This window comes from Aeromonas sp. TECH754, assembly GCF_056279295.1.
The window spans coordinates 3,257,843-3,278,004 of the sequence record NZ_JBWBRA010000001.1; the positions used below are offsets into that span (position 1 = coordinate 3,257,843).

19 protein-coding genes and 1 pseudogene are annotated in these 20,162 nt (G+C 56.8%); 2 read left to right on the top strand and 18 right to left on the bottom strand.

All coding sequences use genetic code 11. The annotated features are described in order from the left end of the window. Positions 1-24: 24 nt before the first annotated feature. Together glnB and ACZ9IL_RS14660 are read right to left on the bottom strand one after the other, a co-directional pair. Positions 25-363: a nitrogen regulatory protein P-II gene (gene glnB / locus ACZ9IL_RS14655; RefSeq protein ID WP_005308848.1), complete on the bottom strand. Its 339-nt coding sequence runs from the start codon at positions 361-363 to the stop codon at positions 25-27. A gap of 9 nt (positions 364-372) precedes the next feature. Next, positions 373-1,997 (bottom strand): annotated as a pseudogene (locus ACZ9IL_RS14660) (NAD+ synthase). Positions 1,998-2,135: 138 nt separating this feature from the next. On the opposite strand from ACZ9IL_RS14660, the gene ACZ9IL_RS14665 reads away from it, so the two are divergent. After that, complete coding sequence (locus tag ACZ9IL_RS14665) at positions 2,136-2,639, top strand: GspH/FimT family pseudopilin (protein ID WP_476004148.1); 504 nt, start codon at positions 2,136-2,138, stop codon at positions 2,637-2,639. A 13-nt stretch (positions 2,640-2,652) separates the two neighbouring features. Here the strand turns inward: ACZ9IL_RS14665 and ACZ9IL_RS14670 are convergent, their stop codons facing one another. The 12 genes from ACZ9IL_RS14670 to murJ form a co-directional block, all read right to left on the bottom strand. After that, on the bottom strand, positions 2,653-2,937 hold the full coding sequence (locus ACZ9IL_RS14670) for a TapY2 family type IVa secretion system protein (protein WP_476004149.1): 285 nt from the start codon (positions 2,935-2,937) through the stop codon (positions 2,653-2,655). Next, positions 2,934-6,542, bottom strand: a complete 3,609-nt coding sequence (locus ACZ9IL_RS14675) for a pilus assembly protein (protein WP_476004150.1) — start codon at positions 6,540-6,542, stop codon at positions 2,934-2,936. The genes ACZ9IL_RS14670 and ACZ9IL_RS14675 overlap by 4 nt, the downstream gene beginning before the upstream one ends. A gap of 11 nt (positions 6,543-6,553) precedes the next feature. Then, a complete protein-coding gene (gene tppD, locus ACZ9IL_RS14680; protein WP_476004151.1) occupies positions 6,554-6,985 on the bottom strand; it encodes a type IVa pilus pseudopilin TppD in 432 nt (143 codons plus the stop codon). Further along, positions 6,982-7,974: a PilW family protein gene (locus ACZ9IL_RS14685; RefSeq protein ID WP_476004152.1), complete on the bottom strand. Its 993-nt coding sequence runs from the start codon at positions 7,972-7,974 to the stop codon at positions 6,982-6,984. Before ACZ9IL_RS14685 ends, tppD begins: the two co-directional genes overlap by 4 nt. Continuing rightward, entirely contained in the window at positions 7,971-8,534 is a 564-nt protein-coding gene (gene pilV / locus ACZ9IL_RS14690) for a type IV pilus modification protein PilV (protein ID WP_476004153.1), read from the bottom strand. Before pilV ends, ACZ9IL_RS14685 begins: the two co-directional genes overlap by 4 nt. A 3-nt stretch (positions 8,535-8,537) precedes the next feature. Further along, positions 8,538-8,945, bottom strand: a complete 408-nt coding sequence (gene tppA / locus ACZ9IL_RS14695; RefSeq protein ID WP_476004154.1) for a type IVa pilus pseudopilin TppA — start codon at positions 8,943-8,945, stop codon at positions 8,538-8,540. Between the two features lie 110 nt (positions 8,946-9,055). After that, the gene (gene ispH / locus ACZ9IL_RS14700; protein ID WP_476004155.1) at positions 9,056-9,991 is read right to left on the bottom strand and encodes a 4-hydroxy-3-methylbut-2-enyl diphosphate reductase; all 936 of its coding nucleotides are present in this window, start codon (positions 9,989-9,991) and stop codon (positions 9,056-9,058) included. 64 nt (positions 9,992-10,055) lie between these two features. Continuing rightward, positions 10,056-10,508, bottom strand: coding sequence for an FKBP-type peptidyl-prolyl cis-trans isomerase (gene fkpB / locus ACZ9IL_RS14705; protein ID WP_476004156.1), 453 nt, complete (start codon positions 10,506-10,508; stop codon positions 10,056-10,058). Continuing rightward, positions 10,505-11,008 (bottom strand): signal peptidase II, encoded by a 504-nt coding sequence (lspA, locus tag ACZ9IL_RS14710; RefSeq protein ID WP_476004157.1) that lies wholly within the window; start codon positions 11,006-11,008, stop codon positions 10,505-10,507. The genes fkpB and lspA overlap by 4 nt, the downstream gene beginning before the upstream one ends. Beyond that, positions 11,008-13,869 carry an isoleucine--tRNA ligase gene (ileS, locus tag ACZ9IL_RS14715; protein WP_476004158.1) on the bottom strand — a complete coding sequence of 954 codons (2,862 nt, stop codon included), beginning with the start codon at positions 13,867-13,869 and terminating at the stop codon, positions 11,008-11,010. Before ileS ends, lspA begins: the two co-directional genes overlap by 1 nt. Then, positions 13,869-14,843 (bottom strand): bifunctional riboflavin kinase/FAD synthetase, encoded by a 975-nt coding sequence (ribF, locus tag ACZ9IL_RS14720; RefSeq protein ID WP_476004159.1) that lies wholly within the window; start codon positions 14,841-14,843, stop codon positions 13,869-13,871. Before ribF ends, ileS begins: the two co-directional genes overlap by 1 nt. Positions 14,844-15,064: 221 nt before the next feature. After that, positions 15,065-16,633, bottom strand: coding sequence for a murein biosynthesis integral membrane protein MurJ (gene murJ / locus ACZ9IL_RS14725; RefSeq protein WP_476004160.1), 1,569 nt, complete (start codon positions 16,631-16,633; stop codon positions 15,065-15,067). Positions 16,634-16,824: 191 nt separating this feature from the next. On the opposite strand from murJ, the gene rpsT reads away from it, so the two are divergent. Continuing rightward, positions 16,825-17,088, top strand: a complete 264-nt coding sequence (gene rpsT / locus ACZ9IL_RS14730) for a 30S ribosomal protein S20 (RefSeq protein WP_033129187.1) — start codon at positions 16,825-16,827, stop codon at positions 17,086-17,088. Positions 17,089-17,137: 49 nt separating this feature from the next. Here the strand turns inward: rpsT and ACZ9IL_RS14735 are convergent, their stop codons facing one another. From ACZ9IL_RS14735 to nhaA, 4 genes are read right to left on the bottom strand one after another with little or no spacing between them, the layout of a single operon-like run. Next, entirely contained in the window at positions 17,138-17,440 is a 303-nt protein-coding gene (locus ACZ9IL_RS14735; protein ID WP_476004161.1) for an ArsR/SmtB family transcription factor, read from the bottom strand. A gap of 49 nt (positions 17,441-17,489) precedes the next feature. Further along, the gene (gene nhaR / locus ACZ9IL_RS14740; protein ID WP_033129189.1) at positions 17,490-18,422 is read right to left on the bottom strand and encodes a transcriptional activator NhaR; all 933 of its coding nucleotides are present in this window, start codon (positions 18,420-18,422) and stop codon (positions 17,490-17,492) included. Beyond that, positions 18,409-18,789: a hypothetical protein gene (locus ACZ9IL_RS14745; RefSeq protein WP_476005360.1), complete on the bottom strand. Its 381-nt coding sequence runs from the start codon at positions 18,787-18,789 to the stop codon at positions 18,409-18,411. The genes nhaR and ACZ9IL_RS14745 overlap by 14 nt, the downstream gene beginning before the upstream one ends. Positions 18,790-18,809: 20 nt before the next feature. Then, a complete protein-coding gene (gene nhaA, locus ACZ9IL_RS14750) occupies positions 18,810-20,000 on the bottom strand; it encodes a Na+/H+ antiporter NhaA (protein WP_476004162.1) in 1,191 nt (396 codons plus the stop codon). Positions 20,001-20,162 lie beyond the last annotated feature (162 nt).

The window sequence follows — 20,162 nt, forward strand, 5'->3', positions numbered from 1 at the left end:
GTCGTTATAGACTTGTCCACCACATCAAATGGCGTCTTCGTTCTCTTCACCAGTACGAATGCGGATAACGCGTTCAACTTCGCAGACGAAGATCTTGCCATCACCAATCTTGCCGGTGCGGGCGGTATTCTGAATGGCCTCCAGGCAGGCATCGAGATCCTCGTCCTGTACCACCAGCTCCACCTTCACCTTGGGCAGGAAATCCACCATGTACTCGGCGCCGCGATAGAGCTCGGTGTGCCCCTTCTGGCGGCCGAACCCCTTGACCTCGGAGACGGTCATGCCGTTGATGCCGATCTCGGCAAGGGCCTCGCGCACATCGTCCAGCTTGAACGGTTTGATGATGGCTTCAATCTTCTTCATGGTGACTCCTTACCAGTTCTGTTTGCCAAACCCGGACGTAATGGGGTAACGGCGATCCTTACCAAAGTTGCGGGCCGTGATGCGGGGCCCAACGGCAGCCTGACGACGTTTGTATTCGTTGAGATCCACCAGCCGGATCACCTTGCGTACCACCGCCTCCTCGAAGCCCTCCGCCACCAGATCGGCGACCGAGGCATCTTCTTCCACATAGCGTTTGAGGATGGCATCCAGGATGTCATAGGGGGGCAGGCTATCCTGATCCACCTGATCCGGCGCCAGCTCTGCCGACGGGGGGGTCTGTCGATGACCCGCTGCGGGATCACGTAATCCAGGGTGTTGCGATATTCACACAGCTTGAAGACCAGCGTCTTGGGCACGTCCTTGAGCACGTCGAAGCCGCCAGCCATGTCACCATACAGGGTGGCATAGCCCACGGCCATCTCGCTCTTGTTGCCCGTGGTCAGCACGATGCGGCGGCGCTTGTTGGAGAGCGCCATCAGCAACACGCCACGGCAGCGAGCCTGCAGGTTTTCTTCCGTGGTGTCTCGTGTCGTGCCCTCGAACAAGGGGGCAAGCTGGGTCATGAAGCCTTCGAACATGGGCTCGATGGAGATGATGTCGAACTCGACGCCCATCCGCTCGGCCTGCTCCTTGGCATCTTCCACACTCATCTGGGCGGTATAGCGGAACGGCATCATCACCGCCTGCACTTTGTCCGCACCGATGGCATCGGCCGCGATGGCCAGGGTCAGAGCTGAATCGATGCCGCCGGAGAGACCCAGCACGGCGCCCTGGAATCCGTTCTTGGTGATGTAGTCGCGCACCGCCAGCACCAGCGCCTGATAGATCTCGGCCAAGGGTGCAAGGGAGGCTGCGGGCTCTTTTACCTTCATCGGTTGGGTATTTTCGAAGCGCACCAGCGCCAACTCTTCAGCGAAGGGGGCCAGCTTATGAGTCAGCTCGCCCTGGCTGTTGAAGACCTTGGAGCAGCCATCGAAGATCAACTCGTCCTGACCGCATATCTGATTGAGGTAGACCAGCGACAGCCCGGTCTGGGCGCAGCGCTCGGTCATCAGCTCATGGCGGATCCAGGGTTTCTCCCGATCGTAGGGGGAGGCATTGATGGTGAGCAGCAGCTCGGCACCGGCCTCTTTGGCCGCCAGTGCCGGGCCCGGCTGCCACAGATCCTCGCAGATGAGCAATCCCAGCTGGTGCCCTCTGAACGCCACGACACAGGTTTCAGAACCCGCACTGAAGTAGCGCTTCTCGTCAAATACCCCGTAGTTCGGCAAGTCCTGCTTGAAGTAACGGGCGACCAGTTGACCCCGCTCATAGAAGGAGGCCGCATTGTAGAGCGCCTCGCCCTCGCGCCAGGGATGTCCTACCAGAATGGCGCAATGACCCTGCCAGGCCGCGATGCGGGCCAGGGCTGACTCGACCCGGATCATCAAGTCGGCGCGCAGCAGCAGATCTTCCGGCGGGTAACCGGTCAGCGCCAGCTCGGAGCACACCAGCAGATCGGCACCTTGCAGATCGGCCTGGGCAGCCGCGGCCAGTACCTTGTCACAGTTATCTTCGATGGCGCCTACCGTCAGATTTAACTGGGCAAGCATCAGAGAGAGGGCTTTTGCCATGGCGATGCATCTTAAACTCGAAAATGATGGGGAATGATAAAGAAAAGGCGCTGGCTGTGCCAGCGCAACACTTGGCCTTTGCGCTGGTGTTCTGGCACTCAGGAGATAAGATGTAACTAATCGAGGGAGATATTTACCATGATCAAGGATGTGAAAGGATTCACCCTGCTGGAACTGATGATTGCCGTCAGCCTGGGCGTTATCTTGCTCGGGATCGGGGCTCCCGCCATGTCGAGCCTGCTCAATGAAAACACCCTGAGATTTGAATCCCGCACGATCCTGAAGTACTTGCGCTTCGCCCGCAGCCAGGCGGTCGACAACCAGCAAACCGTCACTGCCTGTTTAGCCAATGCCAGCGATAACTGCGTCATGGCCAGCCCGACTCAAGTATTGGTCTTCGTCGATATCAACGGCAACGACGTGCTCAATAATGGGGAGCAATTTCTGGCAAGAAGCCCCGCCTTCCCCAGAACATTGACCGCAGCCAACAACAGAATTTCCACTACCTTCAGCCCGGATGGCACCAGCCTGGTCACCAATGCCACCCTCAGTCTCTGCAGTCCAGGCAATGCTCAGATCAATTTGGTCATTGCCCCATCAGGCCGCACAACCCAGTCAACTCAAGCCAATACCTGCCCTTGATGAGCTTGGTTCACTATCGCAACTGGGCCGCATCCTGTTGCTGTCCCTCTTTTGACTGAAACTTTTCTCCCGATGGCAGGCACTCCAGCAACTTGTGTACCGGTTGCACGACACCATTGACCTCGTACCCTCGCTGTTTGAACTTCTCCTGTACTGCCTTCTGGCTGCTATCCGTTACTGTGCCATGCAGCACGACTTTCTGCTCATTAACCAGCTCCACATAGCACTTCATGTCATCCGCCAGCACAGGGCCTGATAATAAAAGACTCAGACCCAACATCATCTTCAGCGGTTTCATTGCCCCTCTCCTTCATACAGGTAGATTTTCTTGGGTGACATGTCCATATCGGCCTCCTCCGCTCCCTGAGCACATTCACCACCTCCGGTACAGCGCTCAGGTTCACCACTACCATCGTCTTTGAGAATGACTTCCTCCCCTGCACCTCCACCTATGATGCGGATTTTTGCATCATCACCCGCATGTACAACCAAGTCATCTGCCACCTTGTTTTGAACCTCTACATAGCGTTCTGGTGTTTCATTACCGTCCAGATCCACTACGTAGCGGAAGGAGCTGCCATAGTGCATATCCACCATATATTGGCGTGCCGCCCCAATGGATTGAATGGTGCACTGCTGGAATGACTGCACCTGAGGCAGGAAGGAGGTGAAATAGAGTTTGCCCTGTAGCACGACGCCCGCTCCCAGGGACTTTTCACCTTCTTCGTTCAACCAGTTGACCCAGCCTTTTGCACTGGTAATGCCCGCCTTGGTTGCCAGAATGCCGGCACTGGTCGTCTGTGCCGACAAGGGATCATTGGTCACATCGTAGAGTTCTGAAATTTGGATAGCCGATCTGGTGGGTGAAGTTGACGTGCGGGGCATTACATCGTAATCGCGCAACATGAAGTAACCGTTATGGACTGTTGATTCAGATGAGGGTCGATTGCGATCGCCACTGCCTATCAACACGGCATCGAAGGGACGATCCTGATAGGAATAAGTTGTATTTCCTCCGGCGACCGTTGCCGTCACTTGCTTGTTGATGGTTCGAACCACTATGGGTTGGGTAAAGAAGCGACGGTCATCTACCTGGGTCGTATCCGATCCCAGGCTGGCAAACTTGAATACATTCCAATCGGATTTAGTGGCAGAGGGCAGGTCCATCCGCCAGATGTTGCCGCCCGTATCCCCCGCATAGATACGATCAATCTTGTCATCGCCGTCACTGTCCATCGTCGCGACCGAGCCCGGCATGCTATCTGACATGCCACTGACCTGCAGATGATCGGTTGTCGGGGTGTTCGCTGGCGTTGCGCTGAATACCAGAGCCCCAGTCTCAGCGTCGACGATATAGATTCCCCGCCCCGAACTGTCTCCACTTCCTAATCCTTGCCCGCTTTTATTGGTGTCGTAACCACCAGCAAATATTAAGACTGGAAGCTGGATCTGCTTGCCATTAACAATTTTGAAATAGCCAGGTATGAAGGCAATCTCAGGCACCGACCAGGTCAATGCCAGCTCACCAAAACCTGCCGTTTGCGAATTCAGTCGCCATTTCAGCGTTGGCGTGTTTGGGGCCGACACATCGAAGGCATAATAGGCTTTCCCACCGCTTCTCAACCCGGTAAACACCCACACAAAGTCGCTCTCGGAAGACTTCAAGACGCCATTGCGATTGGCGTCCTTGATAAGCGCCACAGGCGAGGAGTCAACACCATAAATGTGTTCTGCTGACTCGGTGTTGATACGCAAGGCTTTCTGATTGGCCAAAAATTCGTAGGGAATGGCCGCCCAATTCTCGTCTACGGTGCTGCCCATATCCTTGAACATATGCAGGAAACCTGCATTGGTGCCAAACAGGATCCGTAAATCGGGAGCGTCCGTCATATTGCCGGACTGAGGACCGTAATTCAGCACCAGTGGGCGGGAGTGCAAGGGATCACCCATAATATCGCTACGGATCAAGGTGGTGGTGTCAAAATCCTCATCGTCGACATCAACTCCTTTGGTCCAGTTTATCAACTCATCTAGCTCGGTCGTGTCACCGGCTTTCATCCAAGCCATTAGTGCCGCTTCCGTACCGGCCTGGGAGACCAGATTGGCTTTCGTCAATGTATCAAGCCGGCTTTGACCATTATTGATGACATACAGGTTGCGGTTGCTCTTTGCCGCCAGCATGTCTTGTGCTCCCCCTTCCGCTACCTTGTTGCCATCTTTGGTTGATGACCAGAAGGTTTGAGCACTGTCGAGTATGGTGCCATCAAATTTGATCGCCGGCAGGCCACGGCTGTCGGCAACATACCCATCCGGGGAAAATACCAGTTTCTTCAGATTGCCCCGCCACCTCGGACCGTCATCCGGTTCAAACATGGCGTAATAGATATTATTGAGGCTCCGTGTTCGGTCAAAGTTATTACTGGCGATCGCCGGTGACACTAAGGATGTATTAATTCTAAGAATGGCCAGAAGAGACGATTTCAAGGCATTTGTCAGCGCTGATGCATTAGTTGCCGGATAATATACTCCCCCTCCACGACGGGCAGTTTCAGCCAGTAAATTACCGGCGCCACTGATCGCCTCATCCCCGAAACCAACGGTAAAGGTCGTAACAGTCTGAGTGCCGGGCGATACCGAATTGACATCCTTATGCTTCATATATCCGGCCAGAGCGGCCAGATAGCTGGTAGCCTTGGGCTTATCGGAACCATAAGTCACCACAGAACCATATGCTGCTTTTTCATCGGTTGACAGTGTATTGACCAACCCCTGTACAAATGTATCTGACGACGTATCCTGGGTCGGTTCGCCATCAGTGATATAAATGACGTACCCATTGTTTGAACAATTGTCATAGGGGGCCTGATAGGTACCGCTCGGACTCTCGGCCGTTGTATCTCTCGGGCTGCCTTGCAAGCCGTAGACAACGGCCTTGTTGCCGAAGAACTGATACGCCTCCCTCAGTGTCTCGCAGAGCGGCGTATTGGTGCTGGCCGTTAATGCCTCGACTCTGTCCAGCAGGTCCTGCTCTCCCGTCTTGCCATTCGTCAGCGTTATCTCGCTGCCCAATATATCACGTACGATTCTTCCTCCATTCGAACTAGTGCTGTTATTTGTGTTAAATATGGCCAAGCCGAAATCGACCCCTGGTGTAGAAGATATCAAGCCTTTTACCGCATCTTTGGCAATGCGGAGTCGAGACTGTACTGAATAGCCGGTTGGGCCATAATACCAACGAATATAGTTAGCTGAATAAAGAGTTACAGCTGTGTTGCTTGCATTGACCGCATCTTTCGTCGCTGCGGTATAAAACCATGACCCTTGGTTATTACTAGTTTTATCAACCGGATAACCCGCACCAACTACCCATGTTCCAGTGTACGGGTTTGCCGAATTGGCAGCTGTGACATCTTGTTTACAATCAATTAAATTTATATTGCTTTCTTGATAGCCACTTATAGAATACCAGGCCCCACGACCTCTACCAGGAGGCGTACCATTATTTACCTCATAACTCCATATTTGAGATTGAAAGTAACCAATATTCAACAACGGTGTTTTTGAAGTGGCACAGGAATTCAGTTTATCGGAGAATCGTTTGGTGCTGTTGATAGCTGGGATGCTACCATCAGTAGAAAAATAGATGTATTTCTTACTATTTCCTGAATCAGGATCATTACTTAATACAGGATAGATGGTGGCGGGGTTATAGACTTCTTTAATCTGTTCCATAGTGTCTGCCATACTGCCTGAATTATCAAAAATCAGCAGTACCTTGGGTCTGAAATCCCCAGCCTTATTGAAATCATAGATAAAAAGCTCGGTATCATCGGCTTTTACCATAGTCGCAGCCAGTACCATGGTGAACCAGCTGAGCGTCATTCCAATTTGACGTAACCACATATCCTTCGCTCCTATTTGGTGAGCAGTGGTTGTTCTACACCCGCAGTCCAATTCAAGGGCCGGGAATATTTTCCATAGTTTACATTCGCCTGCAGCTCAACATATTTACAAACCGGAATCACATTATTGCTGCTGGCATCGACCTTACGCTTGCAAATAGTTTCGGTGCGATTCGTGAGGGCTACGGCGGCAGAGGCATTGCTGCTATTGACATTGATCGATGCACTCACACCCATGTTGGCGATCAGTGTCGAGAAGTTGTTACTCTGGATGGCCGCTTCCATGATCCCCTCGAGTCGATGCTCTGCCTGCCGAAAACTGGCCGCGGATCCCGCCATCTTGAGATCCTGCCCAGACGACTGCATCACCACCACGGCAATAAGCGTTAGTGGTACCAGAATGATCAGGGCCACTATCAGGGCCACACCGCGCTGAGTTCTCATGAGCCTCCTCCGGTAATCACCGCCGGATTGCGCAGTGACACGCTGGTTTCCAATAACAACCGGCGAAAACCATCGCCATTGCCCGGAACCGATATGTCGCCAACCTGATAGGTATTGTTATTGGCATAACGGTTAGAGGCTTTCAAGGAACGCACAAGAACGAACACTCTGGCAGCAACGACACGCCCCTCACTCCACTCTTGCTCGTTGACATTATTGGTGGCGACATAGCGATCGACTACACCATCAGGTACCGAACTGTCATCAACACCAAGCAATATCCTCACTTGCTCAATGCCTTCAGCTATTGCGCCACCAATTAATAATGAACCACCTCCTGGTGTTAAGTAGCGTTTACGCAGCTCAGAGTTGCCATTAGTTGAATTTGGAGATAGGTAATAAATAAAATGTTGATATTCCCATAGCTGGGGATTAATCATGGTACTGGGTATAGCTTCACCCTTTTTGAACAGGTAAGCTGATTGTGTGGTGGTCGCAAGATAAAAACGAGTGGCTACTAGGTCTTTAGCTTCCAAAGAGCGCCCTACCAGTCGCTTGATACTGATAATTTCTGTATTTTTTATGCGATCGCCTGTACCAATACAGTCAAGCCCTCCTCCTATCACAGCTCGATTACCATCAATTTGAGCAACCCAGAATGAACGTAGCGAGCCTACGGTCGTTGGGAAGCTGCCACGATTTAAGTTGTCTAAACAATCGTTCGCTACAATAACTCCACTACTCAAGGTAATACCCAGATCTTTCGTCATTGGAGACCCTGTATAGTCCCCCCAGAATCCCGCCCATTTAAGATCCTGAGTCAACATACGCATGGCGATACGACCATTCTCCTGCAACTCACTCTGATCAAACGTATCTTCGGTGGTTGAACGAGATGCTACAAAAACGCTCAGACCACCACCGACCAGAAATACGCCGATCAACATGGCGATCAACCATTCGATCAGGGTAAAGCCACTGGATTTCATAATGTGGTCGTCAGTACGAACTGACGCCTCTGACGATCAGCTGTTGCACTCAGTCCACAGTTGGTTCGTACTGCGGCGACGGCGTTCGCTCCATCAGACAGGGACTCGCGACCACGCCAGAAGATCCCGACCGTCAGGCTGTTATTGGCACCACGAATGACACAGCCAGTGGGGGCTTGCAGGGAGGAGACCGAGCCGGAGACGGCTGTCCCCAGCAGGGAACGCTGCCAATAGTAGAGATCCAGTGTTTGACGATCGCTGCGGCTGCAACCCGACATAGTCCCATCGATGTTGGCGCAGTTCGGCATACTCAATATTGCGTTACCGGATACGACGGTCGTTCCCTGTGCAGACCAGCTGTCTTTATTGATCCGGGCACGCTCCACCAGATCGTTGGCCAGCCAGCTGGCAATGGTACGTTGACGCGCCTCATAACCGGAGAACTTGGCGGTCGCCTGCATAGCCACCAGGCCAAGCAGGCCGAAGGAGAGCACCACCGCGGCTATCATCACTTCAAGCAGGCTGAATCCAGTCTGTGGGCAACGAGTGTGTAGTCTCATCAGCTAGTCCCAACAAGCGTTGTTGGTGGTGTTGCCAAGCCGGGTGGCACTGCGGGTTCCGTTCTGGTCGATAGAGAAGATGATACAGTCGCTATCAGAGCCTTGTGCTCCAGAAGCCGTCGCAAACAGGGTGAATGTGTTGCCGGCAGCGGAAATAACCAGATGATAAAGACCGGAATCCGAGTTGTCGGAGATATTCAGTGCAGCCGAGGTAGAGGCGTACTGGTTGAAGTCCATAAAATAGGTTTCTTGCCTGTTCGCGGCATTTAACAGCATTTTTTTGGCTTCAACACGGTGACTGGTTAGCAGATAACGTTGATAAGAGGGATAGGCAATAGCACCAAGAATCGCCACAATTGCGACGACAATCATCAATTCAATAAGAGAAAAGCCTCGATGGAGCCCAATCATATCCCATCCTTGGTGACTGGTTGTCTTGACAGTCTAATGCCGGATAGGTCGCAACAACAAATCCGGCATCAGGAACATCGCTCTTTATTCTTAGGCCATCCTGGCCACATTCAAATAATTCTAAGCTCGGGCGGTACTTCGAATACGACATTTTCTTCACGGCCCGGATGCTCGGTCACTATCTTGCCCCCCAGCTCGCGCAGACGGGCGATGACGTTCTGCACCAGGATGTCGGGGGCGGAGGCGCCTGCCGTCACTCCGATACGGGCGACCCCATCCAGCCATTCTGGCTCAATCATGGAGGCATCGTCGATAAGGTAGGCACGAGCCCCCACCTTCTCGGCCAGCTCCCGCAGGCGATTGGAGTTGGAGGAGTTACGTGAACCGACCACCAGCATGGTATCTACCAGCCCGGCCATTTCCCGCACCGCATCCTGGCGATTCTGGGTGGCATAGCAGATATCGTCCTTGCGCGGCCCCTGGATCTTGGGGAAATGCTGGCGCAGGGCATCGATGACGTCGGAGGTCTCGTCCACGCTGAGGGTAGTCTGGGTCACGAAGCAGAGATCGTCAGGATTCTTTACCCGAAGCTTGGCCACATCTTCCGGCGTCTCCACCAGATACATCCCCCCCTCGCGGTTCTCGTACTGCCCCATGGTACCGATCACCTCGGGGTGACCGGCGTGGCCGATGAGCACGGCTTCGGAGCCCTTGCGACTGGCACGATGCACTTCCATATGCACCTTGGTCACCAGTGGACAGGTCGCATCGAATACCTTGAGGGCACGAGACTTGGCCATCTCGCGCACCACCTTGGCGACGCCGTGGGCGGAGAAGATGACGATGCTGTCATCGGGCACCTCATCCAGCTCCTCGACGAACACGGCCCCTGCATCCTTGAGCTTGCTCACCACATAGCGGTTGTGCACCACCTCATGACGCACGTAGATGGGGGCGCCAAACTTCTCCAGCGCGCTCTCGACGATGCTGATGGCACGGTCGACACCGGCGCAGAAGCCACGGGGGTTAGCCAGCAGAATATCCATCAGAGCACCTCACTCATGCCGATAGCACGGCAGAAACCGCAGGAATTGGCGAACAGGATATCCATCAGTGCACCTTTTCCTCGTCATCGACGGCCAGGATTTCCACCTCAAAGGTGACGGTATGGCCGGCCAGGGGGTGGTTGAAATCGACCGTCACCGACATGCCTTCCACCGCCCGGATGATGCCGGGCAGCTCGCTGCCATTGGGCTGGTCGAACACCATGATGGTGCCGACCTTGGGCTCCATATCAGCACCGAACTTGGCCCTGTCCAGGTGGTAGATATTGTCAGGATTGGAGAGACCGAAGGCCTGCTCCGGGCTCAGGGTGAAGCTCTTGGCCTCCCCCTGTTGCAGCCCAAGCAGACACTGCTCGAAGGTGTCGGTCAGGCTGCCATCACCCATTTTCAGGCGAGCAGGCTTGCCGTGCAGCGCCGTGCTGTCGGCAACGGAGCCATCTTCCAGCTTGATGGCGAAGTGGAACAGTACGCTGCTATCTGCCGTAATCTGCTGACTCATAGCGCCTCTTCCTTCTTCTTCTCACTGCGAAAACCTTCCAGCACTATCATGGCGGCGCCGATGAAGATGAAACTGTCGGCCAGATTGAATGCCGGCCAATGGGAACGCTGCCAGTAGAAGTCGAGAAAATCGACCACATGGCCCAGCACCAGCCGATCAAACACGTTGCCGAGGGCTCCGCCGATGATCAGGGAGTAGGCGATGCCACTCCAGCGCTGGGTGACCGACTGCTTGCGCAACCAGTGGATCAGCAGGCCACAGATGGCAAACGCCAGCACCGCGAAGAACCAGCGCTGCCAGCCACCCTGATCGGCCAGGAAACTGAACGCCGCGCCCTTGTTGTAGACGTGCACCAGATTGAAGAAGGGGGTGATCTCCACCCCCGGGTAGCCGAATGGCAGCAACTTGACCACGGCGAGCTTGCTCGCCTGATCCAGTACGAATGCCAGCACCGCCAGCCACAGCCAACGCAGGCCGCTCTTGTTATGAGTCATGTTCATCAGGCAAATTGACGAGTTTCGCCGTCACCCTCGACGTTGGTGACGCAGCGGCCACAGATCTCTTCGTGACCTTGGATGGTGCCCACGTCTTCCACATGGTGCCAGCAACGATCGCACTTGGCCGCAGCAGACTGGGCCACGTTCAGCCAGAGGTCATCGCGCTCGGTGGCGACCGAATCTGCCGGTGCACTGTCCACCACCACGACTTTGGCCTTGGAGGTGAGCAGCACGAAGCGCAGCTCATCGCTCAGGGCATTCAGGCGGGCAGCCAGCTCGGGCTTGGCAAACAGCGTCAGCTCCGCCTGCAGGGAACCACCGATGCGCTTCTCGCCACGGGCGGCTTCCAGCGCCTTGTTCACTTCGGCGCGCACGGTCAGAAGCTCGGCCCAGAAGGCGTCGCCCATCTGTTCGTCGGCATCCAGCCCGAACAGGCCATCGTACCACTCCTCGGTGAACACGAACTCGCCGCGCTCGCCCGGCAGCAGGGCCCAGATCTCGTCGGCGGTGAAGCTCATGATCGGCGCCATCCAGCGCACCATGGCCTCGGCGATGTGATACAGCGCGGTCTGGCAGGAGCGACGGGCCAGGCTGTCGGCCTTGGCGGTGTACTGCCTGTCCTTGATCACGTCCAGGTAGAAGGAGCCCATCTCGATGGAGCAGAACTGCATCAGCTTCTGGGTCACACCGTGGAAGTTGTACTCGTCGAACGCGGTCACAATCTCTGCTTGCACTGCCTTGGCACGGCCCACGGCCCAGCGATCCACCACCACCATGTCGGCGGGTGCCACCATGTCGGTCGCCGGATTGAAGCCGTTCAGGTTGGCCAGCAGGAAGCGGGCGGTATTGCGAATGCGGCGATAAGCATCGGCAGAACGCTTGAGGATCTCGTCGGAGACGGTCATCTCGCCGGTATAGTCGGTGCTGGCAACCCACAAGCGCAGGATGTCGGCGCCAAGCTTGTTCATCACGTCTTGCGGGCTGACTACGTTGCCGATGGACTTGGACATCTTGCGACCCTGACCATCGACGGTGAAGCCGTGGGTCAGCACCTGGTTGTAGGGAGCCTTGTTCTTCATGGCCACGCCGATCATCAGCGACGACATGAACCAGCCACGATGCTGATCCGAGCCTTCCAGATACATGTCAGCCGACTTGCCATTGAACTCGGGACGGGCATCCACCACGGAGGAGTGGGTCGAACCCGAGTCGAACCAGACGTCCAGGGTATCCGGCACCTTGTCGTACAGGTCGGCGTCGCTGCCCAGCAGCTCGGCCTTGTCCAGATCCCACCAGGCCTGGATACCGTCTTGCTCGACCCGCTTGGCGACTTCGTGCATCAGACGCACGGATTCCGGGTGCAGCTGCTGAGTATCCTTGTGGACGAACAGGGAGATGGGCACACCCCAGGTACGCTGACGGGAGATGCACCAGTCGGGGCGATTCTCGACCATCGCCTGGATGCGGTTCTTGCCCCAGGCCGGCACCCAGCCGCTCTGGCCATGTTGCTTGATCCCGTCCTGCTCGATGCGCTCGATCTCGGCCAGGGCCTGCTTGCGCAACCCCTTCTGCTCCATGCTGATGAACCACTGCGGGGTGGCACGGAAGATGATCGGGGTCTTGTGACGCCAGCAGTGCGGGTAGGAGTGGTTGAACACCTGGTGATGCAGCAGGGCGCCGCGCTCGGTCAACACCTCGACCACGGAGGCGTTGGCCTTGAACACGTGCTGACCGGCAAACAGCTCGGTATCCGGCAGATAAACACCGTTGCTACCCACCGGGTTGGCGACTTCCAGACCGTATTTCTGGCCGACCACAAAGTCTTCCTGACCGTGACCTGGGGCGGTGTGTACCGCGCCGGTACCGGCATCCAGGGTAACGTGCTCGCCCAATACGATAGGCACATCGAAGCTGTAGAAGGGGTGGTTGAAGCGCAACAGATCGAGCGCCGCCCCCTTGGCATAGCCCAGGTTGTGGAACTGCTCGAACCCGGCTCTGTCCATCACGTCCTTGACCAGATCGGCGGCCAGGATCAGGCGCTCGGGGTTATCCCCATCGACCTGCACCAGGGCGTAATCAAGATCCGCGTTCAGGGCGACGGCACGGTTGGCCGGCAGAGTCCAGGGGGTGGTGGTCCAGATCACCACGGAGATCGGGCCACGACCGGTATGACCCTCGGGGCAGTCAAACTTGGCAGCGACACTTGCCTCATCGACGGCCTTGAAGCGCACGTCAATGGAGGGGGAATTCTTGTCGTAGTACTCCACTTCGGCTTCAGCCAGGGCAGAGCCGCAGTCGGTACACCAGTGCACCGGCTTGGAGCCTTTGTGCAGGTGGCCGTTCTCGACGATCTTGGCCATGGAGCGGATGATGTTCGCTTCAGTACCAAAATCCATGGTCAGATAAGGCTTGTCCCAGTCACCCAGCACACCCAGACGAATGAAATCGGTCTTCTGCGCTTCGATCTGGGTCTTGGCGTATTTACGGCACTCGGCGCGGAATTCGGCGGCGGATACCTTCACACCCGGCTTGCCGACGAGCCCTTCGACCTTCAGCTCGATGGGCAGACCGTGACAATCCCAGCCCGGTACATAGGGGGAGTCAAAACCGGAGAGGCCCTTGGACTTGATGATGATGTCTTTGAGGATCTTGTTGACGGAGTGACCGATGTGAATGCTGCCGTTCGCATAGGGAGGACCGTCGTGCAAAATGAAAGAAGGCTTGCCCGCTTTGGCGCGGCGAATGGCGCCGTAAAGATCCTGATCGTACCAACGTTTCAGCATGTTGGGTTCGCGCTTGGCCAGATCGCCACGCATCGGAAACTCGGTTTCCGGCAGATTCAGGGTGTGTTTATAGTCGCTCATCAGTCCTGGGTTCCCTTCTTTGCTAAAAGAGTGCTGGGTAAATTAAATGGTGGCAGCCCGAACCAGGCTCGGGCCGCCAGGGCATCTCGTTCGATCTGCTCTTTCAAGGCGGTGAAAGAGGCAAATTTCTGCTCTTCGCGCAGCTTGTGGCGAAGCAGCACCTTGACCTGCTGACCATATAGATCACCAGAAAAATCAAATAGATGTACTTCCAATCTGGCTTGTGTGCCGCTCAACGTCGGCCGTACGCCCACGTTGGCGACACCGGGGAAGGTCTTGCCGGAACATAACACTTCCACCGCGAACACGCCACCGACCGGGATCACCTGCCGTTTGAGGGCGAGATTGGCAGTGGGAAAACCTATGGTACGGCCCAGCTTGTCGCCATGGGCGACCCGACCGCTGATGGCGTAGGGGCGGCCGAGCATCAGCTCCACTTCCGCCATCCGCCCCGCTTTGAGGGCTTCGCGCACCAATGTGCTGCTGATCCGTTGGCGTTCGATCTGGAAACTCTGGGTGCTGATCACCTCGAATCCGTAGCGACGCCCCGCCTCCTCCAACAGGTGGAAATCGCCCTCTCGGCCGCGGCCGAAGCGAAAATCGTCCCCCACCACCAGATAGTGCACGCCGAGTTTCTCCACCAGCAACTGCTCGATAAAGGTGTTGGCCGTCTGCTCGGCGAAACGGTGGGTGAAATGCACGCAGAGCATGCGATCGATCCGCATTCCCTTGAGGGCCTCGTACTTCTCACGCCAGCGGCTGAGACGGGCAGGGGCATCGGCCCCGGCAAACAGCTCGAGGGGCTGGGGCTCGAACAGCATGACGCAGGCGGGCAGGCCCAGCTCGGCTGCTTTTTGCTGCAGTCGGGCCAGCACCGCATGGTGTCCCTGATGAACCCCATCGAAGTTGCCTATGGTCAATACGCAGCCCCGATGACGGGGCTTGATATTGTGAATGCCGCGAATAAGCTCCATCAGTGCCTTGTACGTTGCTGCCAGGAAATCGGCGGATTATATATCAGGCGGCAGGCAGGGTCAGCCCTCCCCGCCCGATTTCAGCTGTCTTGGCCCATTTCAGGGCCCCCACAGCATGAATGTTCACACCGAACGGCGACGTCTCGCCGCTGACCCAACATCAGATGTCTTGACCGAATGCCGGACACCTGCCGAGCCACTCGCCGCACAGAGCGCTATGGTCAGTTCTGCTGCCGATCCGATTTCAGGTGCCTTGGCCGAATACCGAGCACCAGCAAGACGATCCCGTACAGGGCTCCACCGAGGCAGAGCAGCAGTGTCAGTTCCAGACTGGCCTTGCCCATGCTCCAGGCCCCCCATTGGGCGAGATCCGGTGACAAGTAACCAAGCAGGCCGCCCATCAGCAGGGTCGCCACCAGCAACTTGAGGCAGAACAGACCGGTCTGGCGGGACGGCCGGTAGACGTTCTGCTCATAGAGCCCCTTGAACAGCAGGGCCGCATTCAGGGTGCCGGAGCAGGCGGTGGCGAGCGCCAGCCCCACATAGCCAAGCGGATAGATGAAGATGAGGTTGCACACCATGTTCGCCACCATCGACATCACCCCGATCCGCACCGGGGTCCTGGTATCCTGGCGGGCATAGTAACCGGGCGCCAGCACCTTGATCAGCATCAGGGAGAGCAGCCCGGTGGTGGAGGCCAACAGGCTGGCACTGGACATGCTCACCTCGTGCAGGCCGAACTCACCGCGCATGAACAACACCCGCAGGATAGGCTCGCGCAGCACGGCGATCCCCACCATGGCGGGCAGGCCGAGCAGCATCACCATCCGCACCCCCCAGTCCATGGTGCGGGAGAAATCCGCCGGATCCGCATCCACGTGTTTCTTCGCCAGCGCCGGCAGGATCACGGTGCTGATGGCGACCGCAAACAGGCCGAGGGGGAACTCCAGCAACCGATCCGAGTAGTAGAGGTAGCTGATGGCACCGGTCGCCAGGAAGGAGGCGAGCATGGTGTTGATCAGCAGGTTGATCTGGCTGACCGAAACGCCAAACAACGCCGGGATCATCAGGGTGCGGATCTTGACGACCCCGGGATGGTGCCAACCCCACTTGGGCCATACCAGCATGTTCATCTGGCGCAGGAAGGGGAACTGGAACAGGAACTGCACCAAGCCCCCCAGGAAGACACCGATCGCCAGCGAGATCTCGGGCTTCTCCATCAAGGGCGCTATCCACCAGGCGGCCGCAATCATGGTGATGTTGAGAAACACCGGGGTAAAGGAGGAGACGGCGAAACGGCCGTAGGTGTTGAGGATGGCCCCCGCCATGGCGGTGAAGGTGATGAACCAGAGATAGGGGAAGGTGATCTTGAGCATCAGGCTGGCCAGCTCGAACTTCTCGGCCGCCGGCCCGCCGTGCAGCCAGTCCCAGAACCAGCCCCAGCCGAACAGGGCGGTCAGCACCCCGGAGCCCAGCACCCCGAGCAGGGTCACTATGGTGACGATGCCACCCAGGGTCCCCGCCACCGCGGCCAGCAATTCACGCACCTCGCGCTCATCGCCCTTCTTCTTGTATTCCGTCATCACGGGCACAAAGGCTTGGTTGAAGGCGCCTTCGGCAAACAGGCGGCGCAGGAAGTTGGGAATGCGGTTGGCGAAGAAGAAGACGTCTGCAGCCACCCCGGCGCCGAGCAGGTTGGCGATGACAACATCGCGAACCAGGCCCATCACACGGGATGCCAGCGTCATTGCGGACACTATCATGCCGGATTTGATCAATTTCTTACTCAAGACGAAGCCTCTGGAACTGTCAGAATGGAAAGAATGCTGGTAGAATCGGCCGACAGTTTAACCGCCTCCCAACTGACACACCACCGGGGGGCGGTGTTTATTTGCACAAATCATTTGACAATATGTGGTTGTGAAGGCATATTTCCGGGCCTTTTCAATACACTCGCTAAGACAGTTTTAGGAGTTTTACCTTGGCTAATATCAAATCTGCTAAGAAGCGCGCGATTCAGTCAGAGAAACGTCGTCAACACAACGCCAGCCGTCGTTCCATGACCCGTACCTATCTGAAGAAAGTAATTGCTGCCATCGCTTCTGGCGACAAGGCTGCTGCCACTGCCGCTTTCGCCGTTGCCCAGCCGATCATGGATCGTATGGCAACCAAAGGCCTGATCCACAAGAACAAAGCTGCTCGTCACAAGAGCCGCCTGTCTGCCCAGATCAAAGCTATGGCTTAATCAGCTTCGGCTGTATAAAGCTCAAAAAACCGGCCTCAGGGCCGGTTTTTTATTTATCTGCGCTGCAGTAAAGTCTGTTCAGCAGACCTATCATCTCGCGCACCTCGTGGCTGCGCAGCGAATAGTAAACCGTCTGGGCCTCCTTGCGCGTCGTCACCAGCTCATCACGCCGCAGCACCGCCAGGTGTTGTGACAGAGCGGACTGGCTCAATCTGAGTACCTCGTTGAGTTCCCCCACCGAGAGTTCCCGCTCCAGCAACTGACACAGAATGAACAAGCGCCGTTCATTGGCCAGCGCCTTGAGCAGCGTCACCGCGCGCCCGGCATTTGCCTCCATCTCTTCCAGCTGCATCTCATTCCCTCTTCTGCAAGTCAGGCATCATACTCCCGGCCCCTGCCATTTAAAACGACAGGGGGGCCGGCTGGATAGCGGTAAAATCTTCCTGGCCGGCAAACAGGAAGGAGAAATCGCTCTCGCACACCCGTTTCACCGCCGGATGCTGGATCATCCGCTCGGCGAAGATGACGTAATACTCCTCCATCAGATCCTGGGTCTCCCCCAGCAGCATGACCCCCTCCCCCTCCAGGATCTCCTCCCGATAGATGGTCGGCGCCATGAAGATGCCCTGATTGAAGAAGCCAAATGCCTTCATCAGCGCCGCGTCGTCAAATTCCCCCAGGATGCTGGGAGAGATCCCCTGCTGCTCGAACCAGTGGGTCAGCTGACGGCCCATGGCGGTGCGGCGGCCGGGGATCAGCAGCTTGCGCTCCTCCAGACAGGCTGGAAACGGCAGTGAAGGCAGCGGCGCCTTGCAGAAGAAGCTGACCCCGCAGCCACCGAGCCGCTTGGAGAGCAGCCCCGCATGCTGGCTGGAATCCACCGGGCAATCGGAGAGGATCATGTCGAGCTTGTGCTCGCTCAGTTGTTCCAGCAGCAGCTCGTGAGTCGATTCGAAGCAGCGCAGGTGGATGGAGCCGTCGTTGGGAATGACTGACAGCAGCACCCGGCTGGCGAGACGTTTGGAGAGCGCGTCGGCGATGCCGACGTCAAACAGGATCTGGCTCTCCTTGCGGTAGTTGACGATATCCAGCATCTCGTAGGAGAGGCTGAACATCTTGTCGGCATAGCGGAACACCAGCTGGCCGAGTTCGGTCGCCTCGAGGGATCGTCCTTTGCGCATCAGCAACTTGCCACCAAGGCGTTGCTCCAGCAGCTTGATCTGGCCAGTGACCGTCTGGGGAGTAAGAAAAAGGGCCTCCGCCGCCTGGGTGACGGAGCCCTTCTTCTGAGTCATCCAAAAGTAATAAAGATGGTTGTAGTTAAGGTGTGACATCCGATGGGGTTCCCGCGGCTGGCGGGCTCCGGTAGCAGCTGAGTTCAACCGCCAGAATGTCATACATGTCGCTGATCGAGTCAACCTTGTTTGCGTCGAACTGCTTTTGCAGCACCAGTTTGAGGCTGGCCGGATCCGGCATCCGCTCACCGCAGTAGCGCTGATTGGACTTCTTCACCCGTTCCCCGGCCCGGCTACTCAGGGCCCGTTCGGCAAAGGTCTCGCCGAAGCGGGCCTTGGCCTGCTGCTCCCCCAGCATGAGGGCGCTGTCGACCACCCCGTTGAGATAGGCAGAGCAACCTGCCGAGGCCGCATCCTGCTGACACGCCACCAGACTGTTCGCCCAGACTGCCGGGCTCGCCAGCATGATCAACCATCCCAGTCTTCTCATAACCCCTCCGTGCTTTGATCCGCCTCCCGGTTGGGAAGCGACATCCACAGGGCGAGATAACCGACCACGGCCGCCAGGCTGGATCCCACCAGGATCCCGAGCCGTGAGTAACTGCCGTAATCCAATCCGCCGTGCTCGAACGCCAGCGATGCGATGAACATCGACATGGTAAAACCGATGCCACACAGGATGCTGACCGCAAATATCTGCTTGAAGTTAACCCCGCTCGGCAGCTGGGCGATGCCGAGTTTCACCGCCAGCCAGCTGATGGTGAACACCCCGAGCGGCTTGCCGATGAAGAGCCCCAGCATGATGCCGAGCGGCACCGGGCTCAGCAGGGCCGACAGACCTATCCCGTCCAGCGAGACACCTGCGTTGGCAAAGGCAAACAGCGGCAGGATCAGGTAGGCGCACCAGGGGTGCAGCACATGCTCCAGGTGCTTGAGCGGCGACGCATAGCGTTTGCCGTTGAGCGGGATCATGAAGCCCACCACCACGCCCGCCAGGGTCGCATGGACGCCGGACTTGAGCACTGCCACCCAGAGCACCAAACCGACCAGCATGTAGAGGCCGATCCTGTCCTCGCCGCGGCGGTTCATCCACAGCAGAGTCAGGGTCGCGAGGATGCCGACCGCCAGCGCCGCCAGCGACAGTTGCTGGGTATAAAACAGGGCGATGATGATGATGACCCCAAGGTCGTCCATGATGGCCAGCGCCAGCAGGAACACCTTCAGGCTCACCGGTACCCGCTTGCCCAGCAGCGCCATCACCCCGAGGGCAAAGGCGATGTCGGTCGCGGCCGGAATGGCCCAGCCGGCCCGGGTCACCTCGTCTTCATAGTTGAAGAAGGCATAGATGAGCGCCGGCGCCAGCATACCGCCCACCGCGGCAATGGCCGGGAAGGTCGCCTGCACCCGGGACGAGAGCGCCCCCTCCAGCATCTCGCGCTTGACCTCCAACCCGACCAGCAGGAAGAAGATCGCCATGAAGCCATCGTTGATCCAGAGCAGCAACGGCTTGTCGATGTCGAGGGCCGCGATGCGCACCTGCACAGGCGTATCCAGGAAGGCCAGATAGTGCTCAGCCATGGCCGAATTGGCCAGGCCGATGGCCAGCAAGGCCGCCAGGATCAGAATTATTCCGGAGGCTGACTCCAGTTTGAGAAATCTCTTGATTACGTCACTCATGATCTGACTACCCATAGAATTGCATTTTTTTCAGTCTAGAGTCGAAGTGACTCAATGAAAAATCGTTTCTTATTGCCATTAACAACGGAAAAACCGAAAGCAAAAATCACCAAGTCTGCTATATGCCCGTTTTAACTCGCCTTTTTGAACTACTGTCGCATT